Origin of the sequence: Planococcus notacanthi (assembly GCF_030407825.1) — a bacterium.
In the GTDB taxonomy this organism is placed as follows: Bacteria; Bacillota; Bacilli; order Bacillales_A; family Planococcaceae; genus Planococcus; species Planococcus notacanthi.
Window position 1 is genome coordinate 981,169 of sequence record NZ_JASDCQ010000001.1, and the last position, 18,202, is coordinate 999,370.

An 18,202-nucleotide genomic window follows, 5' to 3' on the forward strand; every position below is an offset into this window, starting at 1 on the left:
CGACGGAGAAAGACATAAAATTTTTATACAGGTATTGTCTTTTTTTATTATACCAAGAAAGCGTTTTCAAAAAAGAATAGGGGTGCCCAATGTTTACATTTTTGATTTCCATCGTCATTCTGGTTGTGGCGTATTTTACATACGGTAAATTTATCGAAAAACTGTTCGATCCGATTGAAGCAAGAAAGACGCCTGCCCACGCTAATGCGGATGGTGTGGATTTTGTGCCGATGAACAAGCATAAAAACGCTCTTATCCAATTATTGAACATTGCCGGGACCGGCCCAATTTTCGGTCCGATCATGGGAGCGCTTTATGGCCCGGTAGCGTTCCTGTGGATCGTCATCGGTTCGATATTCGCGGGAGCTGTCCACGATTATTTGACGGGCATGATTTCCATCCGCAACAAAGGCGCGCATATCCCAGAACTTGCCGGCAAGTTTCTCGGCGCTGCTTCACGCCATATCGTCAATGTCTTCGCCTTATTGCTGTTGCTGTTGGTCGGAACAGTATTTGTCACGACACCGGCATCGCTCTTGTCCATCTTATTGGATGGCAAAGTAGCGGTCGGCATCATCATCGTCCTCATTTTTATCTATTATTTCCTATCGACGATCCTGCCGATCGACAAGATAATCGGACGCTTCTATCCATACTTTGGTGCGGTGCTTCTGATAGGAACTCTGGGTGTCGGAATTGCGCTGTTGTTCTCTGATTACAAAATCCCGGAACTCAGCTTTACCAACATGCACCCAGGCGATTTGCCGATTTTCCCAATCTTGTTCTTCACAATTACGTGTGGAGCGTTATCCGGATTCCATGCTACGCAGTCGCCGATCATTTCCCGGACTGTGGAAAAAGAATCACAGGGCCGTTATATCTTCTACGGTATGATGATTGCAGAAGCGATCATTGCAATGATCTGGGCAGCTGCAGCGATGAGCATTTTCGATGGCCAGACACTCAGCGGGCTGATCAATTCAGGTACGCCTTCAGCGGTCGTCAATGAAGTATCGATGACTCTGCTCGGAGCAGTGGGTGGCACGATTGCCGTCCTTGGCGCGATCGTTTTGCCGATCACTTCAGGCGATACGGCTTTCCGTGCAGCACGATCCATTATCGCGGATTACATTAAAGTCGACCAGACCAAGCTGATGAAACGGCTGATCATTGCGATTCCGTTGTTCATCATTTCTGCAGTCTTGACGCAAATCGACTTTAATCTGCTATGGCGTTATTTCTCCTGGGCTAACCAGGCGACTGCTGCAATCGCATTGTGGATTGCTACCATGTATCTTTATATTCAAGCTAAAAATTACCTGGTATCCATGGCACCGGCCATCTTTATCACTTACATGGTCTTTGTCTATATACTCAATCAGAAAATTGGCTTTAATCTGGACTTGAACCTGTCGTTTGTAGTTGGACTGGTCTTTACAGCGATTATTATCGTGATGTTCTACAGCAAGGCCAGAAAGAACCGCAAAGAAGAAGTTCAGACCGTTGTAACAGTTGAATAATTAAAAGCAGGCTATGGCAGCCTGCTTTTTTCTTTAGAAATATAACCAATAATACAAGCCTCTGAAATATTTGTAATAAAAACTCTTCCTTTCTCTCGTTTTTTTGATAAAATAAGAACTTGAGGCGATTAGAAGCTTTCAAAGATAAAGCCGGTCGGTCTTAAAAGGGAGGAACAGTCAATTTCGAATAATTGGTTATGGTTGCCGGTATTGATTTTTTTGATGAACTGCATCCGTTACGTAGAAATAATGGCGTATCGGAGTTTGGCTCTTTATCAGGTCATTTTGTTCTCATTGAATATTATGGGCATACTTTATTTGTCGTGGGTCATTTACAAAGGAAAAATTGAACGAAACAAACCAACCGGCAGACGTCATTATAAAATCTGACAGCCGGTATAAAGAGATGCCTCAATCAGTGGAGATTTTCTTCAGCCCACTGATTGTCACTGCATCCAATCGAAGTCTTATTGCCCGTTAAAACGGGTTAACAAACAGCCAGTCCCTATGCAGAGTAGGGGCTGGCTGTTTTTCTGCTCCGTTATTTAGATAGGATAGTGCTCATCTTCCAACAAGTCTTTCAATGCTTCTTTTTCCAAATTGATTTCACTTATCGTCCGGACGCCTTGCCGGCGGATCATGGACAGTGGCGGACACCAGCCCTGAAGCGCATGCTGCAGCATGAAGACGCTGACGGCTCCAGTGAAATAAGCCCATTTCTTATTGACAGTGAGAGCGAGTAGGGAAGAAGAAAGTGCAAAAGACGCCATCGTGGCTTCCAGTACGCGTTCTGTGTCCCATTCCTGTTCCAGTTCAGAAATCCGCTGTTTGATTGCTTCAGGATCCTTGCGCTTGAATGTGTTGATGCGGGCTTCAGTTTCCCGCTCAATCTTTTCATTGATGTGGTCAGGTGTCGCTTTAGCGACTTTTGATTGAGTGGAAGGCAATGCTTCGATTTTTGCAGCCATTATGGATTCCTCGCTTTCGGTGTTTATACTAGTATTCCGCATTGGGGCAACCATAAACCCTTTTTGGTGATTAACAAAGTTTTCTTCCTTTCTGGTCAGCCGTCGAATGCTGCTGGAGGAGTGGGATGGATGATACAATAGCAGAACATGAATGGCTTTCACGAGAGCTATACGCAATTAGGAGGGGATTAGATGATTCGTGTATTGTTTGTGTGCTTGGGCAATATTTGCCGTTCGCCTATGGCTGAAGCCGTTTTTAAAAATCGGCTGGAGCGGTCGGGGCTGAGTGGGAAAGTGCAAGTGGATTCAGCGGGAACGGGCGATTGGCATATCGGCAGAAGACCACATCCGGGAACACTGAAAATCCTGGAAGCTAACGGCATTTCCGCTACAGGTTTGAAAGGGCGCCAATTGCAAACGGACGATTTTGACGGTTTTGACTATATCGTCGGGATGGACCAAACGAATATTGAAGACATCCGCTCAATGCTGGGCCAGCCCGACCATCCGAAAATTCTGCGCTTCCTGGATTTGACCGATCACTTAAAAGATGTACCAGACCCTTATTTTACGGGAGATTTTGAAGAGACATTTGGGCTCGTCAGTGACGGCTGTGATGCGCTATTGGAGAAAATCAAACAAGATCATTCGATTTCATAAAACAGTAAAAAGCGGCAGGAGATTGATTCCTCGCCGCTTTTGTATGGAATTTAAGATTCGAATGCGGCCCAGACTTCCGGCAGCAACTCTGCCAATTCGTGAGCGAGCAGCGTGTGCGGAGAGCGGGTTTTGGTCCATTCATCCGCACAGGCTCCGTGCATGTGGACGGCGTTCAATACGGCATGTTTCCAGTCATTGTGGCAGCATAACATGCCAAGCATTATGCCTGCCAATGTGTCGCCGGTACCCCCTTTGGCTAATGAACTGTTGCCGGTGGGATTTATCCAAACCTCGCCATCCGGAAAAGCCGTCACCGTGTGTTGGCCTTTCAAGACGATGGCGACCCCTAATCTTTCTGCCCATTCTGCAGCATAATCGGCCCGGTGTTTTTGAAGTTCTGCGACTGCCACTCCTGTGATGCGGGAAAATTCAGCTGGATGCGGCGTTAGGATGACCGGTGCCTGGCGCTCAGCGTAAGTGCGTCTGCTCAACGCGCCGGCATCGACAATCAGTGGCATCGAGCTCTCGAGCAACACACTCAATGCGTCTTCAGTCATGCGATCCGGTTCCGTGCCGGGACCGATTGCCGCTGCCCGGTAAGCATCAACTGAAGCCAGCTGTTCGGCAATTCGCTGCATGCCATTCTGCACATAGGTCGCTTCAGGCAGCCGAGGGACGATCATTGCCATTGCTTCCGCTTCTGTCGCAATGACCAGCTTGCCCACGCCGCTCCGCATTGCACCAAGTCCTGCAAGAAGTGCAGCGCCCGGCATTTCTTTTGTGCCGGCAATCAATAACGCGGTGCCGAAGCTGCCTTTGTGGCTGTTGGGGTCTCTTTCGGGAAGTGTTGCTTTTACTTGTTCTTTTGTCCATTGCGATGGAGTTTCTTTCTGTGGGGACATAGTTGTGCACCTCCAGTTTTAATAGATGAGGCTCTTGTTGATTACTTTACGCAACATATTTTTGAAATGCAAAATTGAGCTGTGAAACTTTACAGGAATTCCATTTAAATTGTTGTGCTAAATTATTGTTGCGGAGCGGCGTATTGCGAAATTCTCTAGCTAGGCGCATACTTAATAGCGCAATAAGCGAATAGGAGATTGAGGATATGACACAAAACTTACAGGCTCGACAGCCGATGAATCCATTGAATGACCCATGGGAGGCTTACCTCGATATTGCACAGCACGGTAAGCCCACACTATCAAGCATTGAATTCACCACTACATATCTATGCAATATGCGCTGTGAACATTGCGCGGTTGGCTATATGTTGGAACATAAAGATCCCGAGGCTTTGCCAATTGAATTGCTGTTGACGCGGCTGGATGAAATTCCGCATTTGCGGACCATCAGTTTGACTGGCGGGGAACCGATGTTTTCAAAAAAATCCGTGGAACGCTACGTGCTGCCTTTACTTAAGTACGCCAACGAACGCGGCGTTCGGACACAGATGAACTCAAATCTGACGATGCCGCTTGAACGTTATATGCTGATCGCCCCTTATTTGGATGTGCTGCATATCTCACATAATTGGGGGACAGTAGATGATTTTGTCGATGGCGGATTTGCTCATATGGAACGCAAGCCGACTCGTGAGCGCCGCGCCGAGCAGTTTCAACGGATGATCGACAACAGCCGGGCATTGGCTGAAGCTGGAGTGATGGTATCGGCAGAAACCATGCTCAACAAACGGACTTTGCCTCATTTGGCATCTATCCACAAACAAATCGTTGAAGAAATGAAATGCGCAAGACATGAGATTCATCCAATGTACCCCAGTGATTTCGCTTCAAATTTGGAGGTGCTGTCACTAGAGGAAACCAGGACGGCCATTCATGAATTGCTGGATACCCGGGATGATAACACCTGGATGCTGTTCGGTACATTGCCCTTTTATCCGTGCAGCGACAATACGGAGCAATTGGCTTTATTAGAACGCATCCGAAGCAGCAAAAACGTCTCAGTGCGCAACGATCCGGACGGCCGCTCCCGCCTGAATGTCAACATCTTTACAGGGGAGGTAATCGTCACAGATTTCGGGGACACCCCGCCGATGGGCAACATCCAGACCGATTCACTCCCGGCGATGCTCGATAGCTGGCTTGATCGTCCTTTAGCCCGTTCGATCGCCTGCCATTGTCCAGCAGTCAAATGTCTCGGACCAAACCTGTTAGTGAAAAACGCTTACTACCCAGAGGTGGATTTTACCAAAAAAGCTTCCAAGCTTTAAAATGAATGGTAGAATATTCTTGTAATTCATAAAAGCAGAGACAATGAATTCAAAGGGGATGGATAAAGTGGCCGACAAACAACCGACTCGTTTAAATGAACGCATGTACTTGATCGATGGATTTGATTTAGGGTTGCCGGAACGCACCGGGACCTACGTGATTGATGAAGAGCACTTGACGCTTGTGGATACCGGGCCAAGCCCTTCAGTTAAACACGTCAAAAAAGGGCTGGCTGATTTAGGCTTCACATTGGAAGACGTCGAATACATAATCGTCACCCATGTTCACCTGGATCATTCTGGAGGAGCTGGGCTTTTGCTTCAGGATTGCCCGAACGCACAAGTGGTGGTGCATCCAAAAGGTGCACGGCACCTGTCAGACCCAAGCCGCCTGACTGCTGGTGCACAGATGGTGTACGGAGAGCAGTTCGACCAATTGTTTGCTCCGATTGTCGCTATTCCAGAAGACCGGCTGCTCATCAAGACAGAAGGAGAGGGCCTTGAAATCGGTGCAGCGTGTACGCTTGAATTCTGGGATACCCCAGGACACGCCAATCACCATTTCAGTATATACGATCCCGTCAGCAACGGAATTTTCGCTGGGGATACAGTGGGCATCCGCTACGATCAATTGGTAAGGGAAGGCATCGATCTTTATCTGCCGTCTACTTCGCCCAATCAATTCAATCCCGAAGCGATGCAAAATGCCATTGAACGCATGTCAGCCGCCAAACTGGATGCCATCTACTATGGACATTTCAGCCAAACAGATCAGCCGGAAGCTGCACTTCGCCAATCCGAAGAATGGCTGAAGGTATTTGTTGAAGAAGGTCAAGCCGCCTACTCTGCGGGACTGGCGCCTGAAGAACTCGCTGAACGGTTGTTTAAACGGGTTCAAGATTATTTAAGGACTCAAAACATAGCGGATGACCACGAAGTTTATCCATATATCCGCTTGGATATGCAAGTCAGCTCCATGGGGATTTTGGATACATTAGCAAAACAGCAACGATGAACCTGTGCTTACGCACAGGTTTTTTATGTTTGGAATGCTTCGCCTTTACAAAACAGCCGGTTAGAAACCGGTCCAGGGATTAAAGAAACCGAGAGCGGGTATCTTAAGAATAACAATGGCTAAAAGGAGTGGAGATAAATGGCACAAGACGATAGAAAAAAGAAAGATGAAAAAAAACAAGAAAAAGAACAATTCACCGGCACCCCTGAACAGCAGTTTCCAGATCTTGAAGCTGAAGACAAACAGGACCGCCAGAAAGAACAGTACGAAGACACAGCCGAAACCGGGAAAAAAGATTCGGCTTCCAATGAATAACTCTGTTATCTTGTTTTTTGAATAATTATTCATATCACAGAAAGGCGCAGGGGAAAGGCCTCTGCGTCTTTCTGCGTATTCGAAATCTATTTTTGAATAATTTATTCAATTGGTACGAAAGTAGAATGTTTAATTATTCATAAAAGAGGGGGTTGGGTTGAATGGGTTATTCAAATTGAAAAACCCCTTGAAGTGGAATATTTTTTCTTTTGGTTCTGTTTATTCATTTGCCTATTAAGGGTAAAGGGGAAATACGAACGGTTAACGGATTAGCTGTTTTGTTCGCCGTAAAGAATGTTATAAAAACAACTGGAACATATTTTGAGAGGTGGAGTTTGGGTTATGCAATTATTGACGGAGAAAACGGCTTTTATAACTGGAGCGGGAAAAGGGATTGGACGCGCGACAGCGCTGGCTTTGGCCAATGAAGGCGTCAACGTCGGTTTGATCGCCCGCACAGAAGCAGATTTAAAGAGATTGGCAACAGAAATCAAATCATTACGCGGCCGTGTGGCTTACGCAGTGGCTGATGTCTCTGATTTGAAACAGGTGGAGGCAGCCATTGAAAAACTGACAGATGAACTTGGGACAGCCGATATATTGATCAATAATGCGGGCATCGGCAAATACGGCTCATTTTTGGAGTTGGAGCCGGAAGAATGGAAGCAAGTGATCGATGTGAATTTGATGGGCATGTATTATGTCACCCGGACCGTGCTGCCGCAATTGATAGAGAAGAATGGGGGAGACATCATCAACATTTCTTCCAGTTCAGGTTTGCGGGGGACCGCGGGTTCGAGCGCCTACAGTGCTTCGAAATTCGGTGTTCTCGGCATGACAGAATCATTGTCGCAGGAAGTCCGCAAGCATAATATCCGTGTCTTTGCTTTAACGCCGAGCCGTGTAGTAACGGATTTGACGTATAAAGAAGGAGAGACCGATGAAGAAAAAGAAAAATTCATGCATCCAGAGGATTTGGCGGAATATATGGTTGCGCAATTGAAGCTGCATCCACGGATCTTTATTCCGACATCGAGCCAATGGGCAACCAATCCATTTTAAATCAAAAAAACGAGCTGAGGGAATTTTCCCTCGGCTCGTTTTTAGTTATTGGAAAGTTTGGTGACGTACTCTTCAACTTCCTGGGAAGTGCTGAGCGCCAGGATGCGGTCTGTGTGCTGTGCCATTTCAGCTTTGGAAAGCTTGCTGATCTGGGAACGGGCTTTTAGAATCGATGAAGCGCTCATTGAGAACTCATCCAAGCCTAAGCCGAGAAGAATCGGGATAGCGATCTCGTCTCCCGCCATTTCTCCGCACATGCCGGTCCATTTGCCTTCGCGTTGAGAAGCGTCGATGACCATTTTCACCAGGCGCAGGATAGCCGGGTTGAATGGCTGGTACAAATACGACACGCTTTCATTCATACGGTCTGCAGCCATCGTGTACTGGATCAAGTCGTTGGTGCCGATCGAGAAGAAATCGACTTCCTTAGCAAATGTATCCGCCATGACAGCGGTCGATGGGATCTCGACCATGATACCGACTTCAATCGAGTCGCTGACTGCAATGCCTTCAGCCTGCAACTTCGCTTTTTCTTCCAGCAACAACGCTTTCGCTTCACGGAATTCATCCAATGTCGCGATCATCGGGAACATGATCTTCAAGTTGCCGTGGACGCTGGCACGAAGCAACGCACGCAATTGCGTGCGGAACATGTCCGGCATTTCCAAACAAAGGCGAATGGCGCGCAAGCCCAGGAACGGGTTGAGTTCTTTTGGCAGATCCAAGTAAGACAGCTCTTTGTCGCCGCCGATATCCAGTGTGCGGACAACGGTCGGTTTGCCTTCCATGCCTTTTAAAACGCTGGCATAAGCTTCGACTTGCTCGTCTTCCGTCGGAAACTGGTCGCGGCCCATATACAGGAATTCCGTGCGGTACAAGCCAATGGCTTCGCCGCCATTATCAAGGACGCCGGCAATGTCTTTCGGCGTTCCGATATTGGCGCCGATTTCAACGGCCTGGCCGTCAGCGGAAACCGTCGCTTCGTTCTTCATTTTGGCCCATTCGGTTTTTTGTTCGTCATAAGCCGCTTGCTTGTTTTGGTATTCTTCGATGACGCTGTCTTCCGGATCGATTAAAATCGTTCCGCCTAACCCATCCACAATGACGGTCATGCCGTTCTGGATGTCCGCCATGGCGGTTTTCGCACCGACCACTGCTGGAATTTCCAATGTCCGTGCCAAAATGGCCGAGTGGGAAGTGCGCCCGCCGATGTCCGTGATAAAGCCCTTCACGAACTGGGCATTCAATTGCACCGTATCGGAAGGCGTTAAATCTTCTGCAATGATGATGACTTCATCGGAAATCATGCTTGGGCTTTGGATGGTGACGCCTAAGAGGTGGGCTAACACCCGTTTTCTGACGTCGCGGATGTCCGCAGCGCGTTCTTTCATGTAGTCATTGTCCATCGCCTCAAACATGGAAATGAACATATCCGTTGTTTCCTGCAATGCAAACTCTGCATTGACCTGGTCTGTCGTAATCCGTTCAGTGATCGGCCCGACCAATTCAGGGTCGCTCAGGACCAGCAAGTGGGCACCGAAGATCGCTGCTTCTTTATCACTGATTGTTTCAGCTGTTTTCTTTTGGATTACTTCCAATTCCGCAATGGATTTTTCCAAAGCAGAAGTCATTCGCTCCAATTCGCTGTCGATATCCGAAACTGTTCGCTTATCAACATTCAATACCGGATTTTCCAAGCGAAAAGCTTTAGCGATGGCTATCCCATTCGACGCTGCAATTCCGGACATTGTTTTTGTCATTGGGTTGAGATCCCTTCTGACTGCATGACGTCTGCTGCTTTCTCAATGGCTTCGTTTTCGTCTTCGCCATCAGCTGCGATGGTGACTACTGATCCACTCGGAACGCCCAGCGACATAACACCCAGGATGGATTTAAGGTTTACTTTTTTTCCTTTGTGTTCAATTGTGATGTCTGATTTGAATTTTGATACGGCTCCAACCAACGCGGATGCCGGACGTGCGTGCATACCTGCTTCATCTGTAATTGTAAATTGTTTTTCGACCATGATTGATTTCCTCCTTTTGTAAGTGCAATCATTTTAGCACTCCGTTGACCGTTTTCGACGGTTTTTGAACGAGTGTACATAAGAAAAGTACATTTTTTTGATTGCTTATGAACGATTATGATTGATTGTGGAAGCGATTTCAAGTAGTATCTATTTAACAGAACTTTTACTCTATTAAAAAGAAGGTGATACCTTGCTGACCAACGAACGGCATACTTACATTTTGCGGCTGTTAGCCGAAAAACAGGCCATCAAAATCCAGGAACTGGTGGAATCGACAGGTGCGTCAGAATCGACGATCCGCAGGGATTTGACGGATCTTGAACAGTCACGAAAACTGGAACGCGTTTTCGGCGGAGCGATTCTGCCGGGCCAAAATTTGCTGGAACCCAGCATCAAAGACAAATCAACGCAGTTCCTGGATGAAAAAATCAGGATTGCGGAACTCGCTTCCTCTTTTGTCCAGCGGGGAGACAGCGTTTTCCTGGATGCGGGTACCACGACCTTTCAACTGATTCCGTTTCTGAAAGACAAGGATCTGGTGGTTGTCACCAACGGGCTGACGCTCGTCGAAGCCTTGAACGACCATGGCATCACCACTTATTTGACCGGCGGATTGATGAAGCCGAGGACCGGTGCCTTTGTCGGTTCCCATACCATCCAAGCTTTGCAGAACTATCGCTTCGACATCTGTTTTCTCGGAATCAATGGATTCCATTCGGATTACGGCTATACAACACCGGACCCCGAGGAGGCAGCCGTCAAGCAATTGGCCAGTTCTTTGGCAAAAACAACCTATGCGCTCGCTGATCATTCCAAAACCAATAAAATCAGTTTCGCTAAGATTATGGATTTGGACCGCGCCACTTTAATTGTAGATGAAATTTCCAAAGAAGCCAATGCTGGACTCGAAAAAAAGACAACAGTAAAGGTTGTGAACCGATGATCTATACCTGTACCATCACACCATCCATTGATTACACAGTATATGTACCCGAATTCGGGAGCGGAAAACTGAACCGCTCCGAAGAAGTCTATTATTACCCCGGAGGAAAAGGCATCAATGTTTCACGCGTGTTAAAGCGCCTCGGCATCTCCAATCGGGCACTCGGCTATGCCGGCGGCTTTACAGGGCATTATATAGAGGAGTTTCTGAAAAACGAAGGCGTCGATGCTGATTTTATCCATACTTCGGAAATCACCCGCATCAACGTCAAAATCAAGTCAAATCAAGAAACCGAACTGAATGGACCGGGCCCAGCGCTGAATGCCGGCCAATTGGATGCTTTAACTGAAAAAGTACGTTCGATGGGCGAAGGCGACTGGTTTGTTTTGGCCGGCAGCTTGCCTGGTTCCATTGCTCCGGCTTATTTCCTGGAGCTCGCGAAAATCTGTGAAGCCAATCAAGTGCATTTTGTACTCGACACTTCAGGACCGGCATTGAAAAGCCTTCTGGTGGCTCCTGTCTTTCTGGTCAAGCCCAACCAACAGGAACTGGGCGAATTATTCGATGTCAAAATCAATACAGTAGCTGAGGCTTTCCAGTATGCCAGAAAACTGGTGGAGCGGAATACGGAACATGTCGTCGTGTCTATGGGAGGCGAGGGTGCGCTTTTGGTGACTAAAGAGGGCGCTTGGCTGGCCAAAGCCCCTCAAGGACACGTCATCAACACGGTCGGCTCGGGTGATTCGCTGGTGTCTGGATTTATTGCTTCATACACCATGCAAAGCGACCCATTGGAGGCTTTCCGCTATGGAGTGGCAAGCGGCTCCGCCACCGCTTTCCGGTCGGATCTTTGCCGCTTTGAAGATGTTGAAAAACTGTTGGACCAAGTTGAGATTTATCCATTCGAAGAAAAGGGTGTGACTCTATGAAAATCACGCAGCTGTTAACTGAAGAAACCATTATCCTGAACTTATCCTCTACAAGCAAACAACAAGTGCTTGAAGAGCTGGCCTTCCAACTGGAAAGTGCCGGCAAACTATCGGACAGATCCGCATTCATTTCTGCCATCCTTGAGCGTGAGAGCCAAAGCACGACGGGGATCGGCGACGGCATCGCCATTCCGCATGCCAAATCCGCTGCGGTCAAATCACCGGCCATCGCTTTTGGCCGTTCCCATGACGGGCTGGACTTTGAATCGCTCGACGGACAGCCAGCAAACCTGTTCTTCATGATTGCGGCCAGTGAAGGCGCCAATGACGACCATTTGGAAGCGCTGTCCCGCTTGGCGACTTTCCTGATGGATGACAAGTTCCGCACCAATATCCTGGCAGCGCAGTCCAAACAGGAAGTGCTGCAAGTGATTTCCGACAAAGAAGCTTCCTTGGAAGAACCGGAAGAAGCGGCAGAAAACATTCCCGCTGACAGCAACCAGAAAAAAATTCTGGCCGTTACGGCCTGTCCGACAGGGATTGCCCACACCTATATGGCTGCAGAAAAACTCAATGAACGCGCCAAAGAGCTGGGCATCGCTTTGAAAGTGGAAACCAACGGATCGAGCGGCGTCAAAAACCGGTTGACTGATGAAGATATTGCAGGAGCGGACGCCATCATCGTTGCAGCTGACACCAAGGTGGAAATGAGCCGTTTCAACGGCAAGCCGGTGATTCAGACGGGGGTCGGCAAAGCCATCTATGAAACAGACACGTTGTTGAACCGCGCGGTGACAGGTGATGCACCTACTTATAAACACGACAAATCTAAAGACGAAGCGGATGCAGGCGAAACCAAAGGCGGCTTCTATAAGCATTTGATGAACGGGGTATCGAATATGCTGCCGTTCGTTGTCGGCGGCGGGATCTTGATTGCCATCTCGTTTTTCTGGGGCATCAACGCCTCGAATCCCGATAGTCCTGAATACAATGAATTCGCGGCCATGTTGAACACCATCGGCGGCGGCAATGCTTTCTTCCTGATGGTTCCGGTACTTGCCGGCTTTATCGCGATGAGCATCGCAGACCGACCAGGATTTGCACCGGGTATGATCGGCGGCTTGATTGCCATCACAGTTACGGGCGTTGAAGAAGCGAGCGGCGGTTCCGGATTCCTTGGCGGCTTGATCGCCGGGTTCCTCGCCGGTTACGTAACACTGTTGGTCAAAAAAGTATTTGCCGGTCTGCCGAACTCTTTAGAAGGCTTGAAACCGGTCCTGTTTTACCCGGTCTTTGCGATTGCCATCACCGGCATCATCATGATGCTGGTCAATCCGCAGCTGACCAAAGTCTACACGGCGATTTCTTCGTTTCTGGAAAGCCTCGGCGGTACGAACCTGGTATTGGTCGGATTGCTGTTAGGCGGTATGATGGCCATTGATATGGGCGGTCCCATCAACAAAGCAGCTTATACATTCGGCATCGCGATGCTGGATGCACAAAACTTCAATTTCATGGCGACGGTCATGGCGGCTGGAATGGTTCCGCCGCTGGGCATGGCCATTGCTACAACTTTGTTCAAGAATAAATTCACCAAACCCGAACGTGAAGCCGGCAAAACGGCTTACGTGCTCGGTGCCTGCTTTATCACAGAAGGCGTCATTCCATTCGCCGCGGCCGATCCGGCACGTGTCATCCCGGCTTCAGTGGCCGGAGCGGCTGTCACGGGCGCTTTGGTTATGCTGTTTGACATCGGCCTACGCGCTCCGCATGGTGGAGTCTTCGTCATCGGCCTTGTCGACGGCGGCGTAGCCAGCATCTTGATGTATGTTCTTGCAATTCTTATAGGTGCTGTTGTCACCGCGATTGTTGCCGGGGCATTGAAAAAACGCGTGGCCGTAGCCGCATAATGATTAACCGCTTCAGGATTTCTGTCCTGAAGCGGTTTTTTATTTGGTTGCCTGCCGCTCCGCAAAATAAATGCTTTAACGCTGTGATTTTGCGTATGATTCTCCTGCAAAATGGGTATTGAATAATACAATAACACCTACAGGGCGGAGCCGGTTGGCAAAATGGATTAGAAAGAGGTGAAAGGACACTGACAGGAGTCACCATATGCAGTGGATCATTTTCAGGGGGAATGACTGTTTTGGCGCATGATCATCCAGGAAAGATTTCATCGGCAGGCATGCTGCTTGCCGACAAGACACAAGAAACTATACGAAAGGAACGTTAAGTGGAAGGAGCGGCTAAGAATGAAAACCGCAAGAGATACGGATTTTTTTCGCCAATTCAATGAGGCATTCTTTCAAGGTGACCGGGAATTCATTGAAGCGAGTATTACGGAAGACGTAGTATGGACCATCGTCGGGTCCGAACCGATCAGAGGCAAGCAAGCGTTTCTTGATGTGGCTTTCGGCGTAGAAGAGGGTTATACCAATATGGACTGTACGACGGAACTTTCTTTGACCAACGGCAGGGAAGCGGCGCTAAAAGGGAAAATGATCAAGAAAGGCGACGGAGATAAACCGAAAATCTACGCTTTTTGTGACTTTTACGTATTGGGTGACGAAGAAGATGGAAAAATAAAGGATATGACCACTTTCGTCATCGAATTGAAGGAATAAAGAAACGGAAAACCCTCTCTGGTGTGAGACAGAGGGGGTTTCTTTGGGGAAAAGACAACAGCGAAATGGCGTTCATAGCTATAAATGTAATTACTTACATAAGGCTAAACAAAAAAAGTTCAAAATATGTAAACAATGAAAAAGAAAGCGAATTAGAAAGTTCATTACTGCAATAAATGTAAATGAATAAAGATAGGACGACTGAACCTTTGGCATTTCCAGCAGTATCTCTCGAAACAACTATGGGGCAATACTTGGGTACCATCTGAAGAAGGGGGAAAAGGGGCGATACAGTTTGCCGGCTCGTCTTTTCTGATGAACGTAGGCTGAGTTTATGGTAAAATGGAGAAATATCAACAATGACTAGAGGGGTGACTAAATATGACCACCGTATGTTTGGTTCGGCACGGGGAAACGGACTGGAATGCACAAGGGAAGATTCAAGGGACGGCCGATATTCCATTGAATAAAGCAGGTGCACGCCAAGCGGCGCAATGCGGGGCGTATTTAACTGGTGCTGATTGGGATTTGATCGTCACGAGTCCGCTGCAGCGCGCCCGGCGTACTGCTGAAATCATCAACGAAACCTTGGGGTTGCCGCTGATTGAAATGGAACAGTTTGCGGAAAAACATTTTGGGGACGCTGAAGGAATGACCTATGAAGAACGTGCGCTGACATTTCCAAACCGGTTTTATCCCAACCAGGAAGACAATGAGCTTTTCGCAGAACGGCTCGCTGCAGGATTGAAGATCATCAACGATCGCTTTCCTGAACAGCGTGTGCTGCTGGTGTCCCATGGAGGCGTCATCAATGCCATACTCGGTGAATTGTCGAACGGTGAAATCGGCTCGGGTAAAACCCGGTTGTTGAATGCTTGCCTTAGCCATATCCATTTCGACAAACACAATTGGATCATCCAAAATTACAATCAGGTAAGCCATCTTCAACACTCGCTGAGCAGCAGTTAAGCCGGCAGCTTTTAAAAAAGCAGCAAGACGATTTTTCGTCCTGCTGCTTTTTATTTTTTCGCTGTATTTTTTTCTTTGTCCATGCGGTAGACGTAAACAGCCATCGCTCCCATGAATAATGCTGAATTGAACCAGAAGACGATATCGCCCAGCATGCCGTCAAAAATCAAAGCATTTGCTGAAGTGATCAATTGCATGGCGATGATGAATAAAATCAAAATGGTTGGTGTCTTCATTTCTTCACTCCGTTCCTTTCCTTATTATAAAGCTGCTGGTGATTATTTCAAGCAGGCACATTAAACCCGAAAAGTGAAAGTTGCCTGAAGGAATGGCATAATGGCAAAGAGAGAACGTCAGTTGAGGAGGAACCGGTATGGTGAAATGGAAAGAAGAAATGGTGATTGAGGCCGATATCGAAAAAGTATGGAGTTTGTTCCGGGATGACAACGTGAAAAAATTGATGCCCAAAGTAGAAGAGCATATTCTGTTGGAAAACGACAATGACCAGTTTGGTGCCAAACATGCCCAAAGCTACCATGAAGGGAACCAGCTGCAAACTTATATCGTCGAGACCGTCGGTTATGAGGATACACCCGATAAAAAACGTAAACAAACACAGTTTGAGATGGGCCAGAGTTTTGATGTGTTTTATTCGTTTACGCTGTTGAAAGACGGTGAAAACCGTACAAAGTTTATTTACGAAGGCTCGAACAAAGGCAAGGGGTTAATGGGCAAGGCGATGCTGCTGACGGGCAGCAAGAAAACACGCCAGCAAACCGTCCAGACGTTCATGGAGCGCGTACGCGAGGAAGCTTTGAAACTTTAGGGGGACGAAAAGATGGTGCACTGGAATGAGCAACGGGTGATCCATGCTCCTATTGATAAGGTGTGGGCACTGTTTTCTGATGACCGGCTGCAAACCATTATGCCGCAGCTGAAAAAACACCAATTGATCGAAGGTCCGCCTAACCAAGTGGGTTCCAAGTATGCGCAGCAAAACCAGATGGGCAACCGGTTGGTCAGCTATGTCATGGAAATCACTGCTTATGAAGATTTGCCGAATGGCAAGCGCAAAGACCTCAGCTTTGTGGCTGGGGGGCTTTTCAAGATCTCCTTAAGCTTTAACTTAAGCAAAATCAGCGATGAAGAGACCTTATTCGTCTACAGCGGTTCCAATACGGGGGCCAATTTGGCGGGAAGGGCTTTGCTGAAGCTTGACCCGAACGACAGCAGCAGAGAGCAGGCAAAAGAATTGGTGGAGCGGGTGCGCACAAAGGCTGAATCTTAAAGGTAAATGACAACAATCATACAAGAACGGTTCCTTATTCAACAGAAAACCATGAAAATAGATGAACAAACAACTATAAACAAAATAGAAACAAAAGAGCTTTCATCTGTCGATATGTCAAAAACAGAAGGTAAGCTCTTTTTTTAAAGATATGTAACAAACTACTTAAGGATTTAACATATAAGTTCAAAAACGTCTACAAGAAAAACTAAAAATCAATAAATAACCTCAATTGAAACAAGAAACAACATAGATTAAAAGAATCGTGCAAAGTAATAGCAGAAAAACAAGGCTTTTCGTGACAGCTGAAGGCTGTATTTGTATGATATAGGAAATGAGCATAGCTACTTCATCATCCATAGGGGGATTGGAACATGATCAAGGTCTATGAAAAAGAACAGGTTTTGTGCGTAGAAGGAATTTTAGAAGAAACGCGCAGCAAAGTATTTGTGTATCTGGTTGACGGCATGCTGATTGATACGGGCGCCGAGAAACTTCAAAAAGAATTAGAGGTGTTTTTCACTGATCATTCGTTTGACCAAGTCGTCTTGACGCATCACCATGAAGATCATACCGGAAACGCCGCATGGCTCCAGCAACATGTTGAAGTTCCATTTTTTCTTCATCCACTGGGCATGCCAATAATTGAAGATGATGGAGAGTACCCGGAATACCGAAAAATCACCTGGGGCAATCGGCGCGCCTTTAACGCTTTGCCGCTTGGGGAGCGCGTCCGCTCCCGGACACTAGAATGGCAAGTGATCCATACACCTGGACACGCTGACGACCATGTTGCCTTGTTTCATGAAGAATCGGGCCGTCTGTTTACCGGAGATCTTTTTGTGTCCCCTAAAACGCGCGTCATGATGAAAACAGAGTCGGTCCCGCTCATCATGGCATCGCTGCGTAAATTACTGACGCTGCCATTCACATCGGTCTTCTGCAGCCATGCGGGTTTTTTGGAAAACGGACGCGCCTTGCTTGAACAGAAGCTGAACCACTTGGAAAACCTGCAGCAAACAATCATTGATCGTTATAAAAAAGGACAGACCCCAAGCGAAATCAATCAACAGCTTTTTCAAAAAACTTATCCGATCATCAAGTTTTCGAACAGGGAATGGGACACCATCCATATTGTCACTTCTGTCGTCTTTGATTTTGAAAGCAGGAAGAACCAGTGTATACAGCCTCGTGCAAATACATTAGGCATCCTCAGAAAAGGAAATGCATTTCTCATGGAACAGCAATTCGTGCGTCATTCTAAAGGAGACGGCCCTTTCTACCGGCCGCTGGGCGGCACGATTGAGCTGGGAGAGACTTCAGTAGATGCGCTGAAAAGAGAGTTTAAAGAAGAAATCGATGCAGAAATCCGCGTTGGGCGGTATATGGACGTCCTCGAAAACATCTATGTCTTAAACAAAAGGGTTTTCCATGAAATCTCCCTTGTCTACGAAGTGGAATTCATGGATTCTGAACAGTTCCAGAGAGAACCCTTTGAGGTGACAGAAGGAAGCAAAAAAACGCTGGCGAAATGGGTCAGTTTGGGTGAATTGGCACTGGAAGAAACCACGCTTTATCCGGACGGGCTGCTCGCCTTGCTCCAACAATTGCCGGAACCAGTCCAAACCAAAACCTGATTGCATA

Annotated in this window: 19 protein-coding genes; 14 read left to right on the top strand and 5 right to left on the bottom strand. The window is 47.4% G+C overall.

Annotated features, from left to right (window positions below; genetic code table 11):
• Window positions 1-89: 89 nt before the first annotated feature.
• Window positions 90-1,520: a carbon starvation CstA family protein gene (locus QMA01_RS04755; RefSeq protein WP_290214418.1), complete on the top strand. Its 1,431-nt coding sequence runs from the start codon at window positions 90-92 to the stop codon at window positions 1,518-1,520.
• A 545-nt stretch (window positions 1,521-2,065) separates the two neighbouring features.
• Here the strand turns inward: QMA01_RS04755 and QMA01_RS04760 are convergent.
• Window positions 2,066-2,488, bottom strand: coding sequence for a YgaP-like transmembrane domain (locus QMA01_RS04760; RefSeq protein WP_191715661.1), 423 nt, complete (start codon window positions 2,486-2,488; stop codon window positions 2,066-2,068).
• A gap of 192 nt (window positions 2,489-2,680) precedes the next feature.
• Between QMA01_RS04760 and QMA01_RS04765 the strand changes: the two genes are divergently transcribed.
• Window positions 2,681-3,148, top strand: a complete 468-nt coding sequence (locus tag QMA01_RS04765) for a low molecular weight protein-tyrosine-phosphatase (protein ID WP_191715662.1) — start codon at window positions 2,681-2,683, stop codon at window positions 3,146-3,148.
• A gap of 50 nt (window positions 3,149-3,198) precedes the next feature.
• Here the strand turns inward: QMA01_RS04765 and QMA01_RS04770 are convergent, their stop codons facing one another.
• Entirely contained in the window at window positions 3,199-4,050 is an 852-nt protein-coding gene (locus QMA01_RS04770; protein WP_290184785.1) for an NAD(P)H-hydrate dehydratase, read from the bottom strand.
• 206 nt (window positions 4,051-4,256) lie between these two features.
• Here QMA01_RS04770 and yfkAB point away from each other — a divergent pair, with 206 nt between their 5' ends.
• From yfkAB to QMA01_RS04790, 4 genes are all read left to right on the top strand, one after another.
• Complete coding sequence (gene yfkAB / locus QMA01_RS04775) at window positions 4,257-5,381, top strand: radical SAM/CxCxxxxC motif protein YfkAB (protein ID WP_290214419.1); 1,125 nt, start codon at window positions 4,257-4,259, stop codon at window positions 5,379-5,381.
• Window positions 5,382-5,448: 67 nt separating this feature from the next.
• The gene (locus tag QMA01_RS04780; RefSeq protein ID WP_290214420.1) at window positions 5,449-6,396 is read left to right on the top strand and encodes an MBL fold metallo-hydrolase; all 948 of its coding nucleotides are present in this window, start codon (window positions 5,449-5,451) and stop codon (window positions 6,394-6,396) included.
• 138 nt (window positions 6,397-6,534) lie between these two features.
• Window positions 6,535-6,711: a hypothetical protein gene (locus tag QMA01_RS04785; protein ID WP_290214421.1), complete on the top strand. Its 177-nt coding sequence runs from the start codon at window positions 6,535-6,537 to the stop codon at window positions 6,709-6,711.
• 342 nt (window positions 6,712-7,053) lie between these two features.
• Window positions 7,054-7,773, top strand: coding sequence for a 3-ketoacyl-ACP reductase (locus QMA01_RS04790; protein WP_290214422.1), 720 nt, complete (start codon window positions 7,054-7,056; stop codon window positions 7,771-7,773).
• A 41-nt stretch (window positions 7,774-7,814) separates the two neighbouring features.
• On the opposite strand, the gene ptsP is transcribed toward QMA01_RS04790, so the two are convergent.
• Window positions 7,815-9,533, bottom strand: coding sequence for a phosphoenolpyruvate--protein phosphotransferase (gene ptsP, locus QMA01_RS04795; protein ID WP_290214423.1), 1,719 nt, complete (start codon window positions 9,531-9,533; stop codon window positions 7,815-7,817).
• On the bottom strand, window positions 9,530-9,799 hold the full coding sequence (locus QMA01_RS04800; protein WP_290184794.1) for a phosphocarrier protein HPr: 270 nt from the start codon (window positions 9,797-9,799) through the stop codon (window positions 9,530-9,532). The genes ptsP and QMA01_RS04800 overlap by 4 nt, the downstream gene beginning before the upstream one ends.
• 193 nt (window positions 9,800-9,992) lie before the next feature.
• Here QMA01_RS04800 and QMA01_RS04805 point away from each other — a divergent pair, with 193 nt between their 5' ends.
• The 5 genes from QMA01_RS04805 to QMA01_RS04825 all read left to right on the top strand — a co-directional run bounded on the left by QMA01_RS04805 (window position 9,993) and on the right by QMA01_RS04825 (window position 15,270).
• A complete protein-coding gene (locus QMA01_RS04805) occupies window positions 9,993-10,745 on the top strand; it encodes a DeoR/GlpR family DNA-binding transcription regulator (protein WP_290214424.1) in 753 nt (250 codons plus the stop codon).
• A complete protein-coding gene (gene pfkB / locus QMA01_RS04810; protein WP_290214425.1) occupies window positions 10,742-11,674 on the top strand; it encodes a 1-phosphofructokinase in 933 nt (310 codons plus the stop codon). The genes QMA01_RS04805 and pfkB overlap by 4 nt, the downstream gene beginning before the upstream one ends.
• Entirely contained in the window at window positions 11,671-13,584 is a 1,914-nt protein-coding gene (locus QMA01_RS04815) for a PTS fructose transporter subunit IIABC (RefSeq protein WP_290214426.1), read from the top strand. The genes pfkB and QMA01_RS04815 overlap by 4 nt, the downstream gene beginning before the upstream one ends.
• A gap of 345 nt (window positions 13,585-13,929) precedes the next feature.
• Window positions 13,930-14,301: a nuclear transport factor 2 family protein gene (locus tag QMA01_RS04820; RefSeq protein ID WP_290214427.1), complete on the top strand. Its 372-nt coding sequence runs from the start codon at window positions 13,930-13,932 to the stop codon at window positions 14,299-14,301.
• 381 nt (window positions 14,302-14,682) lie between these two features.
• Entirely contained in the window at window positions 14,683-15,270 is a 588-nt protein-coding gene (locus tag QMA01_RS04825; RefSeq protein WP_290184804.1) for a histidine phosphatase family protein, read from the top strand.
• A 50-nt stretch (window positions 15,271-15,320) separates the two neighbouring features.
• Here the strand turns inward: QMA01_RS04825 and QMA01_RS04830 are convergent, their stop codons facing one another.
• Window positions 15,321-15,506 (bottom strand): hypothetical protein, encoded by a 186-nt coding sequence (locus QMA01_RS04830; protein ID WP_191715675.1) that lies wholly within the window; start codon window positions 15,504-15,506, stop codon window positions 15,321-15,323.
• A 137-nt stretch (window positions 15,507-15,643) separates the two neighbouring features.
• On the opposite strand from QMA01_RS04830, the gene QMA01_RS04835 reads away from it, so the two are divergent.
• From QMA01_RS04835 to QMA01_RS04845, 3 genes are all read left to right on the top strand, one after another.
• Complete coding sequence (locus tag QMA01_RS04835) at window positions 15,644-16,096, top strand: SRPBCC family protein (RefSeq protein WP_203339976.1); 453 nt, start codon at window positions 15,644-15,646, stop codon at window positions 16,094-16,096.
• 12 nt (window positions 16,097-16,108) lie between these two features.
• Window positions 16,109-16,558 (top strand): SRPBCC family protein, encoded by a 450-nt coding sequence (locus QMA01_RS04840; RefSeq protein ID WP_290214428.1) that lies wholly within the window; start codon window positions 16,109-16,111, stop codon window positions 16,556-16,558.
• Between the two features lie 374 nt (window positions 16,559-16,932).
• Window positions 16,933-18,195: an MBL fold metallo-hydrolase gene (locus QMA01_RS04845; protein WP_290214429.1), complete on the top strand. Its 1,263-nt coding sequence runs from the start codon at window positions 16,933-16,935 to the stop codon at window positions 18,193-18,195.
• Window positions 18,196-18,202: the final 7 nt, after the last annotated feature.

Coding starts and splice junctions, on each gene's coding strand:
- QMA01_RS04840 (WP_290214428.1), top strand. CDS start 16,109: ATGGTGCACTGGAATGAGCAACGGGTGATCCATGCTCCTATTGATAAG.
- QMA01_RS04815 (WP_290214426.1), top strand. CDS start 11,671: ATGAAAATCACGCAGCTGTTAACTGAAGAAACCATTATCCTGAACTTA.
- QMA01_RS04825 (WP_290184804.1), top strand. CDS start 14,683: ATGACCACCGTATGTTTGGTTCGGCACGGGGAAACGGACTGGAATGCA.
- QMA01_RS04835 (WP_203339976.1), top strand. CDS start 15,644: ATGGTGAAATGGAAAGAAGAAATGGTGATTGAGGCCGATATCGAAAAA.
- QMA01_RS04765 (WP_191715662.1), top strand. CDS start 2,681: ATGATTCGTGTATTGTTTGTGTGCTTGGGCAATATTTGCCGTTCGCCT.
- QMA01_RS04830 (WP_191715675.1), bottom strand. CDS start 15,506: ATGAAGACACCAACCATTTTGATTTTATTCATCATCGCCATGCAATTG.
- QMA01_RS04760 (WP_191715661.1), bottom strand. CDS start 2,488: ATGGCTGCAAAAATCGAAGCATTGCCTTCCACTCAATCAAAAGTCGCT.
- QMA01_RS04845 (WP_290214429.1), top strand. CDS start 16,933: ATGATCAAGGTCTATGAAAAAGAACAGGTTTTGTGCGTAGAAGGAATT.
- QMA01_RS04770 (WP_290184785.1), bottom strand. CDS start 4,050: ATGTCCCCACAGAAAGAAACTCCATCGCAATGGACAAAAGAACAAGTA.
- ptsP (WP_290214423.1), bottom strand. CDS start 9,533: ATGACAAAAACAATGTCCGGAATTGCAGCGTCGAATGGGATAGCCATC.
- QMA01_RS04785 (WP_290214421.1), top strand. CDS start 6,535: ATGGCACAAGACGATAGAAAAAAGAAAGATGAAAAAAAACAAGAAAAA.
- QMA01_RS04820 (WP_290214427.1), top strand. CDS start 13,930: ATGAAAACCGCAAGAGATACGGATTTTTTTCGCCAATTCAATGAGGCA.
- QMA01_RS04755 (WP_290214418.1), top strand. CDS start 90: ATGTTTACATTTTTGATTTCCATCGTCATTCTGGTTGTGGCGTATTTT.
- QMA01_RS04790 (WP_290214422.1), top strand. CDS start 7,054: ATGCAATTATTGACGGAGAAAACGGCTTTTATAACTGGAGCGGGAAAA.
- yfkAB (WP_290214419.1), top strand. CDS start 4,257: ATGACACAAAACTTACAGGCTCGACAGCCGATGAATCCATTGAATGAC.
- QMA01_RS04800 (WP_290184794.1), bottom strand. CDS start 9,799: ATGGTCGAAAAACAATTTACAATTACAGATGAAGCAGGTATGCACGCA.
- pfkB (WP_290214425.1), top strand. CDS start 10,742: ATGATCTATACCTGTACCATCACACCATCCATTGATTACACAGTATAT.